General features: G+C 69.1%; 14 protein-coding genes. 4 read left to right on the top strand and 10 right to left on the bottom strand.

The window, feature by feature from the left end:
* Positions 1-78: 78 nt before the first annotated feature.
* Together AR539_RS15955 and AR539_RS15960 are read right to left on the bottom strand one after the other, a co-directional pair.
* Positions 79-1191 carry a 3-deoxy-7-phosphoheptulonate synthase gene (locus AR539_RS15955; RefSeq protein WP_066439052.1) on the bottom strand — a complete coding sequence of 371 codons (1113 nt, stop codon included), beginning with the start codon at positions 1189-1191 and terminating at the stop codon, positions 79-81.
* Positions 1192-1483: 292 nt separating this feature from the next.
* Positions 1484-2173 carry a FadR/GntR family transcriptional regulator gene (locus tag AR539_RS15960; RefSeq protein ID WP_066439062.1) on the bottom strand — a complete coding sequence of 230 codons (690 nt, stop codon included), beginning with the start codon at positions 2171-2173 and terminating at the stop codon, positions 1484-1486.
* Between the two features lie 114 nt (positions 2174-2287).
* On the opposite strand from AR539_RS15960, the gene AR539_RS15965 reads away from it, so the two are divergent.
* The gene (locus AR539_RS15965) at positions 2288-3616 is read left to right on the top strand and encodes an alpha-hydroxy acid oxidase (protein ID WP_066439065.1); all 1329 of its coding nucleotides are present in this window, start codon (positions 2288-2290) and stop codon (positions 3614-3616) included.
* Between the two features lie 106 nt (positions 3617-3722).
* Here AR539_RS15965 and gdhA read toward each other — a convergent pair whose 3' ends face one another.
* Both gdhA and AR539_RS15975 read right to left on the bottom strand, forming a co-directional pair.
* A complete protein-coding gene (gene gdhA / locus AR539_RS15970; RefSeq protein WP_066439068.1) occupies positions 3723-5060 on the bottom strand; it encodes an NADP-specific glutamate dehydrogenase in 1338 nt (445 codons plus the stop codon).
* A gap of 177 nt (positions 5061-5237) precedes the next feature.
* A complete protein-coding gene (locus AR539_RS15975; RefSeq protein WP_066439072.1) occupies positions 5238-5858 on the bottom strand; it encodes an ArsR/SmtB family transcription factor in 621 nt (206 codons plus the stop codon).
* A gap of 162 nt (positions 5859-6020) precedes the next feature.
* Here AR539_RS15975 and AR539_RS15980 point away from each other — a divergent pair, with 162 nt between their 5' ends.
* On the top strand, positions 6021-6533 hold the full coding sequence (locus tag AR539_RS15980; protein ID WP_066439074.1) for a hypothetical protein: 513 nt from the start codon (positions 6021-6023) through the stop codon (positions 6531-6533).
* A gap of 9 nt (positions 6534-6542) precedes the next feature.
* Here AR539_RS15980 and AR539_RS15985 read toward each other — a convergent pair whose 3' ends face one another.
* Positions 6543-7766 carry an acetoin utilization protein AcuC gene (locus tag AR539_RS15985; protein ID WP_066439076.1) on the bottom strand — a complete coding sequence of 408 codons (1224 nt, stop codon included), beginning with the start codon at positions 7764-7766 and terminating at the stop codon, positions 6543-6545.
* Between the two features lie 103 nt (positions 7767-7869).
* Between AR539_RS15985 and AR539_RS15990 the strand changes: the two genes are divergently transcribed.
* Both AR539_RS15990 and AR539_RS15995 read left to right on the top strand, forming a co-directional pair.
* Positions 7870-9300, top strand: a complete 1431-nt coding sequence (locus tag AR539_RS15990) for a TrkH family potassium uptake protein (RefSeq protein WP_066439081.1) — start codon at positions 7870-7872, stop codon at positions 9298-9300.
* Positions 9293-9979: a potassium channel family protein gene (locus tag AR539_RS15995; RefSeq protein ID WP_066439084.1), complete on the top strand. Its 687-nt coding sequence runs from the start codon at positions 9293-9295 to the stop codon at positions 9977-9979. Before AR539_RS15990 ends, AR539_RS15995 begins: the two co-directional genes overlap by 8 nt.
* 23 nt (positions 9980-10002) lie before the next feature.
* Here AR539_RS15995 and AR539_RS16000 read toward each other — a convergent pair whose 3' ends face one another.
* From AR539_RS16000 to AR539_RS16020, 5 genes are all read right to left on the bottom strand, one after another.
* Positions 10003-11409, bottom strand: coding sequence for an FAD-dependent oxidoreductase (locus AR539_RS16000; RefSeq protein ID WP_082699400.1), 1407 nt, complete (start codon positions 11407-11409; stop codon positions 10003-10005).
* A 55-nt stretch (positions 11410-11464) separates the two neighbouring features.
* Positions 11465-12046 carry an HhH-GPD-type base excision DNA repair protein gene (locus AR539_RS16005; protein ID WP_066439087.1) on the bottom strand — a complete coding sequence of 194 codons (582 nt, stop codon included), beginning with the start codon at positions 12044-12046 and terminating at the stop codon, positions 11465-11467.
* 55 nt (positions 12047-12101) lie between these two features.
* Positions 12102-12935 carry a pyrroline-5-carboxylate reductase gene (proC, locus tag AR539_RS16010; RefSeq protein WP_066439090.1) on the bottom strand — a complete coding sequence of 278 codons (834 nt, stop codon included), beginning with the start codon at positions 12933-12935 and terminating at the stop codon, positions 12102-12104.
* Positions 12936-13217: 282 nt separating this feature from the next.
* Positions 13218-14252: a Ppx/GppA phosphatase family protein gene (locus tag AR539_RS16015; protein WP_066439093.1), complete on the bottom strand. Its 1035-nt coding sequence runs from the start codon at positions 14250-14252 to the stop codon at positions 13218-13220.
* Positions 14253-14311: 59 nt separating this feature from the next.
* The gene (locus tag AR539_RS16020; RefSeq protein ID WP_066439098.1) at positions 14312-14758 is read right to left on the bottom strand and encodes an SseB family protein; all 447 of its coding nucleotides are present in this window, start codon (positions 14756-14758) and stop codon (positions 14312-14314) included.
* Between the last annotated feature and the right edge of the window lie 57 nt (positions 14759-14815).

The following is a 14815-nucleotide window of genomic DNA, read 5'->3' on the forward strand; positions in this document are numbered from 1 at the left end:
ACAACCATGTACTAGATACTGTAGGGGCTGATGGTGCCCGTGTGAAAGAGGAACGGCTGAATCCTCCGGCCAGAGTCCTTAGGCCCGGGTCCGGCGCGTGCGCGCGGAGGCAGCGAGCTGATCCAGGACCGACGCCGTGACGTCCCAGTCCATGCACGCATCGGTGACGCTCTGGCCGTAGACCAGATCGTCGGTTCCGGCGGCGTGCTCGGCCACGTCCAGGTTCTGTGCCCCGCCCACCAGGAAGCTCTCCAGCATGACGCCGGCGATGGCGGCCGACGACTCCCCGCCGTTTTCCAGCTGCGCGCCGATTTCCAGGGCCACTTCCGCCTGCCGGTGGTGGTTCTTGCCGCTGTTGGCGTGGCTCGCGTCAACGATGAGCCGCGGGTTGAGCTGCTTCGAGGCCAGCTTGGCCGTGGTGGCCGCAACGTCGTCGGCGGAGTAGTTGGGGCCCTTGCGCCCGCCCCGCAGGATGATGTGCGTGTCCGGGTTCCCGGCGGTGGAGACCAGGGCGGCCCGGCCGTCGCCGTCGATGCCGAGGAAAGCCTGCGCGGCACCCGCGGCGCTGCACGCGTCCAGCGCGACCTGCAGGTCGCCGTCGGTCCCGTTCTTGAACCCAATCGGCATGGACAGCCCGGACGCCAGCTGGCGGTGGATCTGGCTTTCGGTGGTGCGCGCGCCGATGGCACCCCAGGAGACCAGGTCCGCCATGTACTGCGGGCTGATGGGTTCCAGGAACTCAGTGCCGGCGGGCAGGCCCAGGGCTGTGACCTGCTGCAGGAAGCGGCGGGCGGCGCGGAGGCCGGCCGCGATGTCGTGGCTGCCGTCGAGCCGGGGATCGTTGATCAGGCCCTTCCAGCCCACCGTGGTGCGCGGCTTCTCGAAGTACGCCCGCATCACGATCAGCAGGTCTTCCTTGTGCTTTTCGGCCTGGCTGACCAGCCGGCGGGCGTATTCCAGACCGGCTTTGGGGTCGTGGATGGAGCAGGGACCCACAATGACCAGCAGCCGGTCGTCGACGCCGTCCATGATGGCGCGGACCTCGTCCCGGCCGCGGGCGACGACGTCGGCCAGGCGGGTGTCCAGCGGCAGTTCGGCGGCCATGTCCTGCGGGGTGGGCAGCGGGGTGAACTCGCTGACACGCAGGTTAGAGGTGGACTGCTGGGATTCGGGGGCTGCTTCGATGCTCATTGGGGGTCCTGTTCCGGGGTGCGGAGCGGGCCCAGATCAGAGCCCGCCGGGAAATGGCGAAGGGCAGAGAATGATCTCTGCCCTGTTGGCTCTGAAGGAAGGTTGGATGCGTGTCAGCTAGACGCGGGCCCCTCCAGAGCCAACGAAAAATACGCATACCAACGGTTAGTCATGGGTTGACCATAGCCCGGCGGTGGTCCGCCCGGCAAAATCCGGCCCGTAACATTGCGACCACTCCCGGCGGGCCTGGCCCGGCCCGGGGACGGACCCGCGCCGCGATCAGCCGCCCGGGTCAGGCCCCGGCTCCCAGCCCGGCTTCCGCGTAGTAGCCCTCGATATGGTCCGCCACCAGCTGCGAAGCGCTGCCGCCGTCGCCGTCCTTGATGGCCGCCAGGATGCCCCGGTGTTCGGCACGGAGCCGCGCGGCTGTGGCGTCCCAGTCCGGAAGGCTGCCGGTGATCCGCCCGGCATAGGCCTGGATGGCCTCGCGCAGGGAGCCCATCATGGCGCTGACCACCGCATTGCCGGCGGCGTCGGCCAAGGCCAGGTGGAATCGGACATCCAGGGCGAGGAATTCCTCCGTCCCGGAGCAGTTCTCCATCTGCTCCAGCAGGCTGGCCGCCTCCGCCAGCGCCGGGGCGTCCGGGTGTGCGCGGGAAGCGGCCCAGGACTCCAGCAGCACGCGCGTCTCCACAATGTCCTTCACGGGCAGGTGCGAGGTGGCGACATGCAGGCGGAGCGCCGAACCCAGCGCCGCCGTCGGGTCGGCGATGACCACGGTGCCCGCGTCCGGGCCCGAGCCGACGCCGGCCCGGACCACGCCCATGGCTTCCATGACCCGGATGGCCTCGCGGACGGAGGTGCGGGAGACGTGTAGCTGTTCCGCGAGGGAGCGCTCGGCCGGCAGCCGCCCGCCAAGGGTGAGCTCGCCACTGGAAAGCTGGTCCTCGATCCACTGCAGGACGAGCTGGTGCGTACGCATAGGCCAATGGTACTTGATGTGGTCCAACCACACCCTTAGACTGTGGTTGGACCACACACCCCCTAGGGTGTTGTGCAGGAAGTTCCAGGACCCGAGACCTGCCCGGAGGCAGCAATGACGCAGACGATCGAACCCGGCAACCCCGAGGCGCCCACCCGGCCCGCAGACACCGGCGCGGACAACCGCCCCGCAGCAGCCCTGCCGGACCTCATTCCGGCGGCCCTCAAGCGCCGCGTCCCCAAGTATTCGGACCTGGCCCCGCTGATGCAGTTCAAGAAGCCGGAGTTCAGCCGCGCGGCCCGGCTACGGCGGGCCAGCACCATCTGGGACCTCCGGGACATGGCCAAGCGCCGCACCCCGCAGGCACCGTTCGACTACACCGACGGCGCCGCCGAGGCTGAGATCACGCTGCGCCGGGCCCGCGAGGCCTTCCTGGACATCGAGTTCCGGCCGGGCATCCTGCGCGATGTCTCCCGCGTGGACCTCGGCACGCAGATCCTCGGCAAGCCGTCCCGGCTGCCGGTCGGCATCGCCCCCACGGGATTCACCCGGATGATGCAGTCCGAGGGCGAATACGCCGGGTCTCAGGCAGCCGCGGCCGCCGGCATCCCCTACACGCTCTCCACCATGGGCACGGCCTCCATCGAGGACGTGGCCGCGGCGGCGCCGGACGGCCGGAACTGGTTCCAGCTGTATTTGTGGACGGACCGGGACCGGTCGCTGGAGCTGATCGAGCGTGCCGCGGCCGCCGGCAACGACACCCTGATGGTCACCGTGGACACCGCCGTCGCCGGGGCCCGGCTGCGCGACGTCCGCAACGGCATGACCATCCCGCCGGCGCTGACCCTCAAGACCGTGCTGGACGCGTCCTACCGGCCGGCCTGGTGGTTCAACTTCCTCACCCACGAGCCGCTGACCTTCGCCTCGCTCTCCCGCTACACCGGGACGGTCGCGGACCTGATCAACTCCATGTTCGACCCCACCCTGACGTTCGATGACCTCGACTGGCTGCGGGAAACCTGGAAGGGCAAGCTGGTGGTCAAGGGCATCCAGACGGTAGAGGACGCCCGCCGGGTGGTGGACCACGGGGCCGACGGCGTGGTGCTCTCCAACCACGGCGGCCGCCAGCTGGACCGGGCGCCGATCCCGTTCCACCTGCTCCCGGAGGTCTCGGCTGCGCTCAAGGCGGACCACAGCGAGGCGGCGGTCATCCTGGACACCGGCATCATGAGCGGCGCGGACATCATCGCCGCCCTGGCACTGGGCGCCGACTTCACGCTGATCGGCCGCGCCTACCTGTACGGGCTGATGGCCGGCGGGCGGGCGGGCGTGGACCGGGCCATCGAGATCCTGGAAAAGGACATGCTCCGCACCATGGCCCTGCTGGGCGTCAGCCGGATCTCCGACCTGACCCCGGACCACGTGCGGCTGCTCAAGAAGTAGCCCGCACCCAATCGAGTTGGCAGTTCGCGGCAGTGTTCCCGAAGGACATTGCCGCGAACTGCCAACTCGGCGCCGGCGGAACGCTTCCTGGGCCTAGATATGGGGCCTAGATAAGGCCCTGGGCGAGCATCGCGTCGGCAACCTTGACGAAGCCACCGATGTTCGCGCCCAGCACGTAGTTCCCCGGGTCCCCGTACTCGTCGGCGGTGGCGGCACAGCGGTCGTGGATGCCGACCATAATCTCGGTGAGCCGTTCCTCGGTGTGCGCAAACGACCAGGAATCGCGGCTGGCGTTCTGCTGCATTTCCAGCGCGGACGTTGCCACACCGCCGGCATTGGCGGCCTTTCCCGGGCCGAACAGGATCCGCGCGTCCTGGAACACCGCAACGGCGTCAGGGGTGGATGGCATGTTGGCGCCCTCCCCCACCGCGAGCAGCCCGTTGCGGACCAGCCGGGCGGCCGCGTCGCCGTCGATCTCGTTCTGCGTGGCGCACGGCAGGGCGACGGTGGCGTCAACATCCCAGACGGAGCCGCCGTCCACATAGTCGACGGCGGAGCGGCGGGCCTGGTATTCCTTGAGCCGCCCGCGTTCGACTTCCTTGATCTGGCGGAGCAGGTCGACGTCGATCCCGGCCTCGTCCACGATGTAGCCCGAAGAATCGGAGCAGGCCACCACGGTGGCACCGAGCGCCTGGGCCTTGGCGATGGCGTTGATGGCGACGTTGCCGGAGCCGGAGACCACCACGCGCTGGCCGTCGAAGGACAGGCCGCGGGTTTTGAGCATTTCCTCGGCAAAGATCACGGTGCCGAAGCCGGTGGCCTCGGGCCGCACCAGCGAGCCGCCCCAGGAGATGCCCTTGCCGGTCAGGACGCCGGATTCGTAGCGGTTGGTGATCCGCTTGTACTGCCCGAAGAGGTACCCAATCTCCCGGCCGCCGACGCCGATATCCCCCGCCGGCACGTCCGTGTACTCGCCGATGTGGCGGTACAGCTCGGTCATAAACGCCTGGCAGAAACGCATGATCTCGGCGTCGGACCGCCCGCGCGGGTCAAAGTCGGAGCCGCCTTTGCCGCCGCCGATCGGCATCCCGGTCAGGGCGTTCTTGAAGATCTGTTCGAAGCCGAGGAACTTCACGATGCCCAGGTTCACCGACGGGTGGAACCGCAGGCCACCCTTGAAGGGGCCCAGGGCCGAGTTGAACTCCACCCGGAAACCGCGGTTGATCTGGAAGCGGCCGGAGTCGTCCGCCCACGGGACACGGAAGATGATCTGGCGTTCGGGTTCGCAGAGCCGCTCCAGGACGGCGCCTTCAAGGAACTCCGGGTGCCGGTCGTGCACCGGGCCCAGACTTTCGAAGACCTCGGTGACGGCCTGGTGGAACTCAGCCTCACCGGGATTCCGTGCCAGCACTGTGTCCCGGATGGCTTCCAGCCGTGCGTCCATTGCATCTCCTCCACCTCAGCGCCCACCATTGGGCGCACCAAACAAGCCTTTCCATGGTTGCACCGGGCCGGATGGGATTTCCATTCGGGCGGCGGAGGACGTCCCGTGTGACAGAAATGGCGTGGCGCAGGCCACACTCCGGCGGTGCTGGACGTCAGTGCGCCGCGAGGGTTGCGGCTACTTTTTGCGCCCGAACTTCGGCAGGCTGGCCAGGAGGTCGGCGGCCCGGGTGGCGGCCCGTCCCACTGTGCGGCCGATCTGTTGCGGCATTTTGTCGTCGCCCGCCGCGCCGACCGGGATCACGACGGCGGGGCTCAAGGGGCTGCCGGCGGGCCGTTCGGCAAGCGCTGCGGCAGGCTGCAGCGCCGCGGCAGGCTGCGGGGCCGCTGTGGTGGCGGCGGCTGCCAGGGTGTCCGGGACGGGCTGCAGCTCGGGTACCGCGGCGCGGGCCGGTGCCGGCTCCGGTTCGCGGTGGTGGGCCGGAGCAGGTGCGGGTACGGGGGCAGGTGCAGGCGCCGGTACGGGGGCCGCGGCCTGCCCGACGTCGAACGTCTCCAGCCAGCTGGCCACCCCGGCCAGCGGTTTCGGGTTGAGCGCGTAGTAGCGCTTCTGGCCCTGGGCGCGCATGCTCACGAGGTCCGCTTCGCGGAGTACTTTCAGGTGCTTGGAAATGGTGGGCTGGCTGGCGTCGAGCTCCTGGACCAGTTCCCCCACTGCTTTGTCCCCGTTGCGGAGGGATACCAGAATGTCACGCCGGGTTGCCTCAGCAATGACGGCAAATACGTCGTCTGTCACCATGCCCTCCACACTAGCGACATATACGCCGGATGGCATCCACAAATTGCGCCCCCGCACCGAAGCCGCCGGGCATTGCCCCGCCCCGGGCGTGGTGCTAGAACGGACGCACCGCCTTCCCGGCAGGTAAGGCCGCAGCCTACCGACGCAGAGGAGTGGACCGCCATGGGGGATTTCTTCCGAAAGCAGCTGTTCAACATCATCGCTGCCGTGTTCCTGGCGCTGTTCGTCATCGTCTGGGGCAGCGTGCTGTTCCAGGTCTGGGTGTTCATCCCGGAGGTTCCGGGCGCCGCGCCCAGGCTGAACGGCGCCGTCGTCTGTGCGGCCGGGGCACTGTCGACGTCGTTGAGCTCACTGACTGCCTCGGCCCTCGGCTTCACCATGGCCGAGGTGCGCCGGGAGGAACAGGCCGGCGCCGGGAAGTCCCCCGGACAGGCCAGCGAAGGTGTCTTCGACGCGGGCGGGATCACCACCAAGCTCTCCGGCCGGGTCGTCACGGCGCTGATGGTGTACCTCGTGATCGGGATGCTGGTGCTGGGGGTGTGGCTCGTGAAGGGCACCGCCTCCACCGACCTGATCGGGGCGTTCTCGCTCTCGCTGCTGGGCTGGATCATCGGCGCGGCGGGCGTCGTGTTCCAGACCGAGAAGCCCATGTCCCAGGCGACCGGAACGGCTTAGCGGCGCCGCTTAGTCGAACCAGGGGTCCAGTCCGTAGAGCGGGAAGATCTCCTTGCGGGTAGCCATCACGGTGCGGTCCACGTCGTCGTTCGGGTCGAAGCCGACTTCCCAGGAGCGCCACCACAGGTCGACGTCGTCGCCCATCATTTCCGGCGGCGCCACCCCGTACTTTGACCCGTACTTGTCGGTGACGTAGCTGCGCCAGTCCTCGGGCACAGGCGTGCGCAGTGGCACGGGCCGGCCCGCGGCGATGGCGATCAGGTGGCTCCAGGCCCGGGGCACCACGGTGATGACGTTGTAGCCCCCGCCGCCGGTGGAGATCCAGCGGTTGTCGCAGAAGCGTGCGGCGAGGTTCCCGATGGCCGTGGCCGCCTCCCGCTGGCCGTCGACGCTGATGTTGAGGTGCGTCAGCGGATCCAGCCGGTGGGAGTCGCAGCCGTGCTGGCTGACGATCACCTCCGGGCTGAAGGCCGCCACGAGCTGCGGCACCACGGCGTGGAAGGCGCGGAGCCACCCGCCGTCCCCGGTGCCGGCCGGGAGCGCCACGTTCACGGCGGTGCCCTGGGCGTTGGGGCCGCCGATCTCATTGGCGTACCCCGTGCCGGGGAAGAGGGTCAGCCCGGTCTCGTGCAGGGAAATCGTCAGGACCCGCGGGTCGTCCCAGAAGATGCTCTGGGTCCCGTCGCCGTGGTGGGCGTCGATGTCGATGTACGCCACCCGCTGCACACCGCCGTCGAGCAGCCGCTGGATGGCGAGGGCGGCGTCGTTGTAGATGCAGAAACCGCTCGCGCGCTCGCGGGCCGCGTGGTGCATGCCGCCGCCGAAGTTCACCGCCCGCACGGCGCTCCCGTCCAGGATGGCGGCGGCGGCGAGGAGGGAACCGCCGGCCAGGCGGGCGCTCGCCTCGTGCATGCCGGCGAAGGCAGGGTCATCCTCGGTCCCCAGCCCCCGTTCCAGGTCCGGGGTTCCGGGGTCCGCGCTCACCCGCCGCACGGCCGCGACGAAGTCCGGGCTGTGCACGGTGCACAGCTCAGCGTCGCTGGCGACGTCGGGAGCGGAGACCGTAACGTGGTCCAGGTCCAGCAGTCCGAGGCTTCCGGCCAGCCGGGCAGTGAGCTCCATCCGCTCCGGGGCCATGGGGTGGCTGTGGCCAAAGTTGTAGGCAGTCATGGCAGGGTCCCACACCACCGTCGTCGGCAGTGCGGTCTGTGCAAGCCCCGGCAGGTATGTCATCAATCACAGGCTACCCGAGCGCTGCACCCCTCTCCCCGGTCATTGCGCGGGGTTTAGTGGTTTACTACTGAAGGAAACAGTTTCTAGCAAGGAAATGTCGCACATGACGCAGAGCCAGTCGAGGTCACGGCGCCCGGCCAACTGGCACCCCGGCACTCCGGAGCGGGAAGGCCTGTGGATCTTCACACGCCTGCGCGACTTCATCGACAACATCGCCAACACGTCCCCGGCCCGGCTGGCCCTGTCCGCGTTCGGCATGGTGATCCTGGTGTTCACCGCCCTGCTGTCCCTGCCGGTGTCCTCCGCCACGGGTGACTACACGCCGCTGCACCAGGCCATGTTCACCGCGGTGTCGGCCGTCTGCGTCACAGGCCTGACCGTGGTGTCCACCGCGGTGCACTGGTCCTTCTTCGGCCAGCTGGTCATCCTGGTCGGCATCTTTGTCGGCGGCCTGGGCACCCTGACCCTGGCCTCGCTGCTGGCCCTCATGGTGAGCAAGAAGCTGGGTGTCCGCGGCAAGCTGATCGCCCAGGAAGCCATGAACGCCGGCCGCCTCGGCGAGGTGGGCACCCTGCTGCGGATCGTCATCGTGACCTCCGTGGTGATCGAGGCCGCGCTGGCGGTGGCGCTGATTCCGCGGTTCCTCATGCTGGGCGAGAGCTTTGGCCAGTCGGTCTGGCACGGGGTGTTCTACGCCATTTCCTCCTTCAACAACGCCGGCTTCACCCCGCACTCGGACGGCATCGTCCCCTACGAGACCGATCTGTGGATCCTCGTCCCGCTGATGGTGGGCGTGTTCCTGGGCAGCCTGGGATTCCCCGTGGTGATGGTGCTCCAGCAGAACGGGCTGAACTGGAAGAAGTGGAACCTGCACACCAAGCTCACCATCCAGGTCTCGCTGATCCTGCTGGTGTCCGGGACCGTGCTGTGGGGCCTGATGGAGTGGGAGAACGTGCGCACCATCGGCCGGATGAGCGACGCCGACAAGATCATCCACTCGCTCTTCGCCTCCGTGATGACCCGCTCCGGCGGCTTCAACCTGGTGGACCAGAACCAGATGGACTCCACCACCATGCTGCTGACCGACGCGCTGATGTTCGCCGGCGGCGGTTCGGCGTCGACGGCGGGCGGCATCAAGGTGACCACCATTGCGGTGATGTTCCTGGCCATCGCCGCCGAGGCCCGCGGCGACTCCGACGTGAAGGTCTACGGCCGCACCATCCCCGAAGGCACCATGCGCGTGGCCATCTCGGTCATCGTCGCCGGCGCCACCCTCGTCGCAGTCTCGGCCCTCCTGCTGCTCCACATCAGCAACGAGTCCATGGACCGGGTGCTCTTCGAAACCATTTCCGCCTTCGCCACCGTCGGCCTCAGCACGAACCTCAGCGCCGAGCTGCCGCCGTCGGGCGTTTACGTCCTCACCGCCCTCATGTTTGCCGGGCGCGTCGGCACCGTCACCCTCGCCGCCGCCCTGGCCTTGCGCCAGCGCAGCCAGCTGTACCACTACCCGGAAGAGAGACCGATCATTGGCTAGTTCCTCAGGGGCCGCTAACCGGCCCGCCCACAACGCCCCCGTCCTGGTGATCGGGCTGGGCCGCTTCGGCGCATCCACGGCTGAACAGCTGGTCAAGCAGGGCCGCGAGGTCCTGGCGATCGAACGCGACCGGAACCTGGTGCAGAAGTGGTCCAGCACCCTGACCCACGTGGTGGAGGCCGACGCCACCAACATCGACGCCCTCCGCCAGCTCGGCGCGCAGGAGTTCAGCTCCGCCGTCGTAGGCGTGGGCACGTCGATCGAATCCTCGGTGCTGATCACGGTGAACCTGGTGGACCTCGGCATCGAGCACCTCTGGGTCAAGGCCATCACGCCCTCACACGGCAAGATCCTCACCCGGATCGGCGCCAACCACGTGATCTACCCGGAGGCCGACGCCGGTGTCCGCGCCGCGCACCTGGTGTCCGGGCGCATGCTGGACTTCATCGAATTCGACGACGACTTCGCGATCGTGAAGATGTACCCGCCGCGCGAGACCGTGGGCTTCACCCTGGACGAATCCAAGGTCCGGTCCAAGTACGGCGTCACCATTGTGGGCGTGAAGTCCCCTGGCGAGGACTTCACCTACGCCCGGCCGGAGACCAAGGTGTCCTCACGGGACATGCTCATTGTTTCCGGACACGTGGATCTGCTGGAACGGTTCGCAGCCCGGCCGTAGCGGGCCCGACGGCGGACACCGCCTCAGCCGGCGTCCGGCGCCGGGGCGGCGGGCAGGTTCCTCGTGGCCGGGCCCTGGATCACGGTGCCGTCAGTGCTGAACCGGGAGCCGTGGCAGGGGCAGTCCCAGGTCACGTCCGCCGGGTTGAACTCCACGGTGCAGCCCAGGTGCGTGCAGACGGCGGAAACCGACTGGACATGTCCCCCGGGACTGGCGTACACGGCCACCTTTGCACCCTGGACGTCCACCACCTTCCCCTCCCCCGGCGCCACGTCGCCCGGTACTGCCTCCCCCGGTTCCGCAGGCGGCTGCTCTGCAGTGCCCGCGGCGGCAGGCGCGGCGACCCCGAGCCCTGCCGGGGAGCTCCTGGTGCTGTCGAACACGGCGGCCCAGGGGTTGTCCCCGCCGCACAGTGTGTCCCGGAGGATCAGGGCGGCGGCCGTCCCGTTGGTGAGGCCCCACTTGCGCAGGCCGGTGATCACGTGGACATGCCGGGACTCCGGCGTCAGGAGGCCCACGTAGGGCAGCCCGTCCGCAGGCATTGCGTCCTGGGTGGACCAGCGGAAGGCGATGTCCCCGGCGCCCAGACGGTCGCGGGCAAAAGCCGCAAGCCGCCCGTAGCGCTCGGCGGAGTCGGCGCTTTCGGCCGCCGGATGCCCTTCACCGCCGGCCAGCACGTAGGTGGCGTCCCCGACGTCGACCGTCAGGATGGAGCGCATCGGCTCATCGACGCTGACGAAGGTGGCGTCCAGCGGGGCGGCCGCACTGCGTGCGGCCACAATGTACGAGCGGTGCGCGTAGCAGCGTTCGGCGAAGAACCCGTTGTCCCCGAACGGCAGGTTGGTCGCCACAATGATGTCCTTCGCCCGGACGGAGCCCCGCTCCGAGTCCACCACGGCCGGAGAACCATCCCGGAAGCCGGTGGCGGGCGACTCCTCAAAAACGAAGCTGCCGTCCCCATGCACGGCCCGGGCCAGGCCCTGCACGTACCTGAGCGCGTGGATCTGGGCCTGCCCGTCGAAGCGGACGGCGCCCAGCACCGGGAAAGGCAGCGGCACGTCCGTCGTGAAGGATGCCGGCAGCCCCAGCCGCGCGGCCAGTGCCGCTTCCTCCCGCACCAGCGCCAGCGCGGCCGGGGATTCGGCGTAGGTGTAGTTGGCTACCCGCCGGAAGCCGCAGTCGATGCCCTCAGCCGCCACAACGCCCGCAATGTGCTCAATGGCCGCCTCGTTGGCCTCCCCGTAGACGGCGGCAACGGCCTCGCAGTGGCGGGCCGCCAGATCGGTGTAGGCAAGCCGGTGCAGCGAGGTGACCTTGCCCGTGGTGTTGCCGGTGACGCCGGTGCGTACGTGGCGTCGCCGCCCGTGGCAGCCCAGAGGGACAGCAGCCGTCCTGCCGGTTGTTCCGTCACGGTCCCAACCTCCCCGCACTAGGGCTCCTCCCGGCGTCGGGCTCCCGGCGCCGCTGGTTCTGGCTGCCGCGGGGTCAGGCCTTGGCCTTCGCCGCCTTCGCGGCGGCCTTGGCGGCCTGTTTGCTGGCCCGCACCTTGGCCAGTGACTCGGGATCCACAATGTCCGCGACGGACAGGAACGCGTCCTCCTGGCCGTAATGCCCGGCGGCCTCGCGCCACCCTTCGGCCTGGAGCCCGCACTGCTTGCCCAGCAGGGCCAGGAAGATCTTCGCCTTCTGCTCGCCAAAACCCGGCAGCGCCTTGAGCCGGCGCAGCACCTCCGGCCCGTCGGGGTCCCCCTGCGTCCAGATTGCCGCCGCGTCCCCGTTCCAGTCACGGTGCACCGTCTCGGCGAGGGCCTGCACCCGGCCGGCCATGGATCCGGGGAACCGGTGGACGGCCGGGCTCTCCCGGAACACCTCGACGAACGCCTGCGGATCGTAGCCGGCGATCTCTGCGGGGTCCATGGACCCGATGCGCGTCCGGATCTTTTCAGGACCGGCGAAGGCCGATTCCATGGTCACTTGCTGGTCAAGCAGCATGCCGGTGAGCAGGGCGAATGCGTCGTCGCCCAGCAGTTTGTCCGCCGCGGGGTCCCCTGTGATGTGCAGTTCCATGGGTCCTATCCTGCCACCCGGCCCGGTCCCCGTCATGGGGTGCGCCCCGGTGCGCTCAGGCCAGCTGTTTGGTGATCTCCGCGGCCCGGTCCGCCGCGGCGCGGGCGCCTTCGGCAATGATCCCGGGGAGGCCCCGCGCATCGAAGGTGGCGATGGCGCGTTCGGTGGTGCCGTTGGGGCTGGTGACGGCCTTGCGCAGGGCTGCCGGATCCGCACCGGGCTCCGCCAGCATAAAGCCCGCCCCGGCGACGGTTTCCCGCGCGATCAGCAGGGACAGCTCGGGGTCCAGGCCCAGTTCGACGCCGGCCGCCGCCATCGCTTCGGCGAGGTAGAACGCGTACGCCGGACCGGAGCCGCTGACCGCGGACAGCGCGTCCACCTGGTGCTCGGGAATCTCGACGACGGTGCCCGCGGGGGCCAGGACGTCCTTGGCCCGTTGGAGCTGGTCCGGGGAGCAGTGCGTGCCCGGCGACACGGACACCACGCCGCGTCCCAGCCTCGCCGGGGTGTTCGGCATGGTCCGGATGACGGGCTGGCCGGCCGGCAGGGCCGCTTCCAGCTGCTCCAGCGAGACGGCGGCGGCGACGCTGATGACAATGGTGTCCGGCGCCAGTGAGCCGCTGACCTCACGGGCCAGGTCTGCGATGCCCACCGGCTTGACGCCCAGGATCACGACGCCGGAGCCGGTGGCTGCCTGCCGGTTGTTGTCCGGCTCTTCCTCGCCCGCGATGGCCGTGATGCCGTGGTGCTTCTCGGCCAGTTCGGCGGCCCGCTCGGCCCGGCGGACCGTGGCGACGATGTCCGCCGGGTCGGCGCCGCCGGCGATCAGCCCGCCCATGATGGCCTCGTTCATTGATCCACAGCCCAGGAATGCGATTCGGTTGCTCATGCCCCCATCATTGCAGTCGGGCCCGATTCACAGCCAGCTCACATCTTCAGGTCAGGGTCCTCACAAACTTGGTGCCTAACGTAGTAACTACCTCATTGAGGGTGCGAGTGATGCGGCAGGTATGCGGATGCCTGCCTGGCACCGGTGGTCTGCAGCGGGTTTCCCCCCATTTTCCCGCAGCAGACGGCCGGTGCCTACGTCGTTTAAAGCCCCGGGCCGCCGCCGGGATGACGTGACGGTGAGGCCGGGGTCAGGCCCCAGGGATCAGGCGGGTGGAGCAGATCAGGCGGGCGCGGACGCCGCGTCCTCCGCCGCGTCGCCGTCGGGCGTCTGCGGATCTGCGGGCTGCCCGGTGCCGGTCACGTGGGGCGCGGGGTCCAGCGGACCCTCGAAGACCAGCTGGTCCAGCCGGCGGAGAATCAGTCCTTCGCGGAGCGCCCAGGGGCAGATCTCCATGCTGGGGAATTCGAACAGTTCCAGGGCGGCTTCCGCCACGAGGGCCCCCGCCAGCAGCTGGGGTGCGCGTGCCTCGGAGACTCCGGGCAGGTTCAGGCGGTCCTTGACCTCCATGGCGGAGATGCGCTGCGCCCACAGGCCCAGGTCCGAGGCGAAGAGTTCCCTCTTGACGTAGGGTCCGGCGCCGCTGGGCGCGGCCCCGGCGATGCGGGCCAGCGAGCGGAAGGTCTTCGACGTGCCGGCCACATGGTTGACCTTGGCGAGCTTCTCGAAGTCCCGCACCACGGGCTTGAGGGTGCTCCGGATGTAGCGGCGCAGCTCCTTGACGCTCTTGGCCGACGGCGGGTCCTCGGCCAGCCAGTCCCGGGTGAGCCGGCTGGCGCCGAGCGGGACGGACGTTGCCAGTTCCGGGAGCTCGTCCTCCCCGTAGGCCATTTCAAACGAACCGCCGCCGATGTCCAGGTTCAGGATGGGACCGGCGCCCCACCCGTACCAGCGCCGTACGGCGAAGAAGGTCATGGAGGCCTCTTCGCTGCCGGTGAGTTCCTGGAGCGTCACGGTGGTTTCATGCTTGACCCGGGCCAGCACGGCAGGGCCGTTGGTGGCCTCGCGGATCGCGGAGGTACAAAACGCCAGCAGGTCCTCGGCTTTGTGCTTGGCGGCGAACTCCCAGGCCTCGAGGACGAACTCGGTGAGCTCGTGCTGGCCGGCGTCGTTGATGCTGCCGTCCGGTTCGAGGAACTGCACCAGCGACAGCGGGCGTTTGTGCGAGGCGAACGGCACAGGCTGCGCCCCCGGGTGGGCATCCACCAGCAGCAGGTGGACAGTGTTGGATCCAATATCAAGGACGCCTAGACGCATAGTGACATTATTCCCCCGGGAGCGCGGCCCGCCTAACGGGCCGCGCCCGCACTGTCAGCTCAGGGCTGGCTGTCGCCGGGGGCGGCGTCGGCCTCGTCGGCCGGCTTGAAGTCGCGGCGGATGTTCGCCACGCCCTCCGGGTCGATCTCGAACCCGAAGGCTGCGCCCGGGTTGATGACCATGCCGAGTTCGTCGCCGAGGTTGCCCAGGATCGCGGCACCCTGGGTGCCCAGCACGTTGGGTGCGGCCTCCAGGTACTGCTCCGCGACGCGGCTCGGGTGGGAGAACACGGCCAGGACGGGGTTCCCGGCGGAGTTGGCCAGCACCAGCGGTTCCACCTGGGAATCGGCGCCCTCAAGCGCGTCGGAGCTGACGATGTACACCTCGTTGTTGAGGAAGGCGAGGATGACGTCAACGGGGTTGGCGTCCGGCTGCTCCCCCCGGGCAAGCTTCTCTTCAAGGTCGTTCAGCGGCTGGAGGTCCAAGTGATCGGGCTGTTCAGTCATGTCTCTACTCGACCACGTTGCGCCCGGGTCCGCAAACGCGAAATCGCCGGACACCCG

It is taken from the genome of Arthrobacter sp. EPSL27 (assembly GCF_001512305.1).
Taxonomy (GTDB): Bacteria; Actinomycetota; Actinomycetes; order Actinomycetales; family Micrococcaceae; genus Arthrobacter.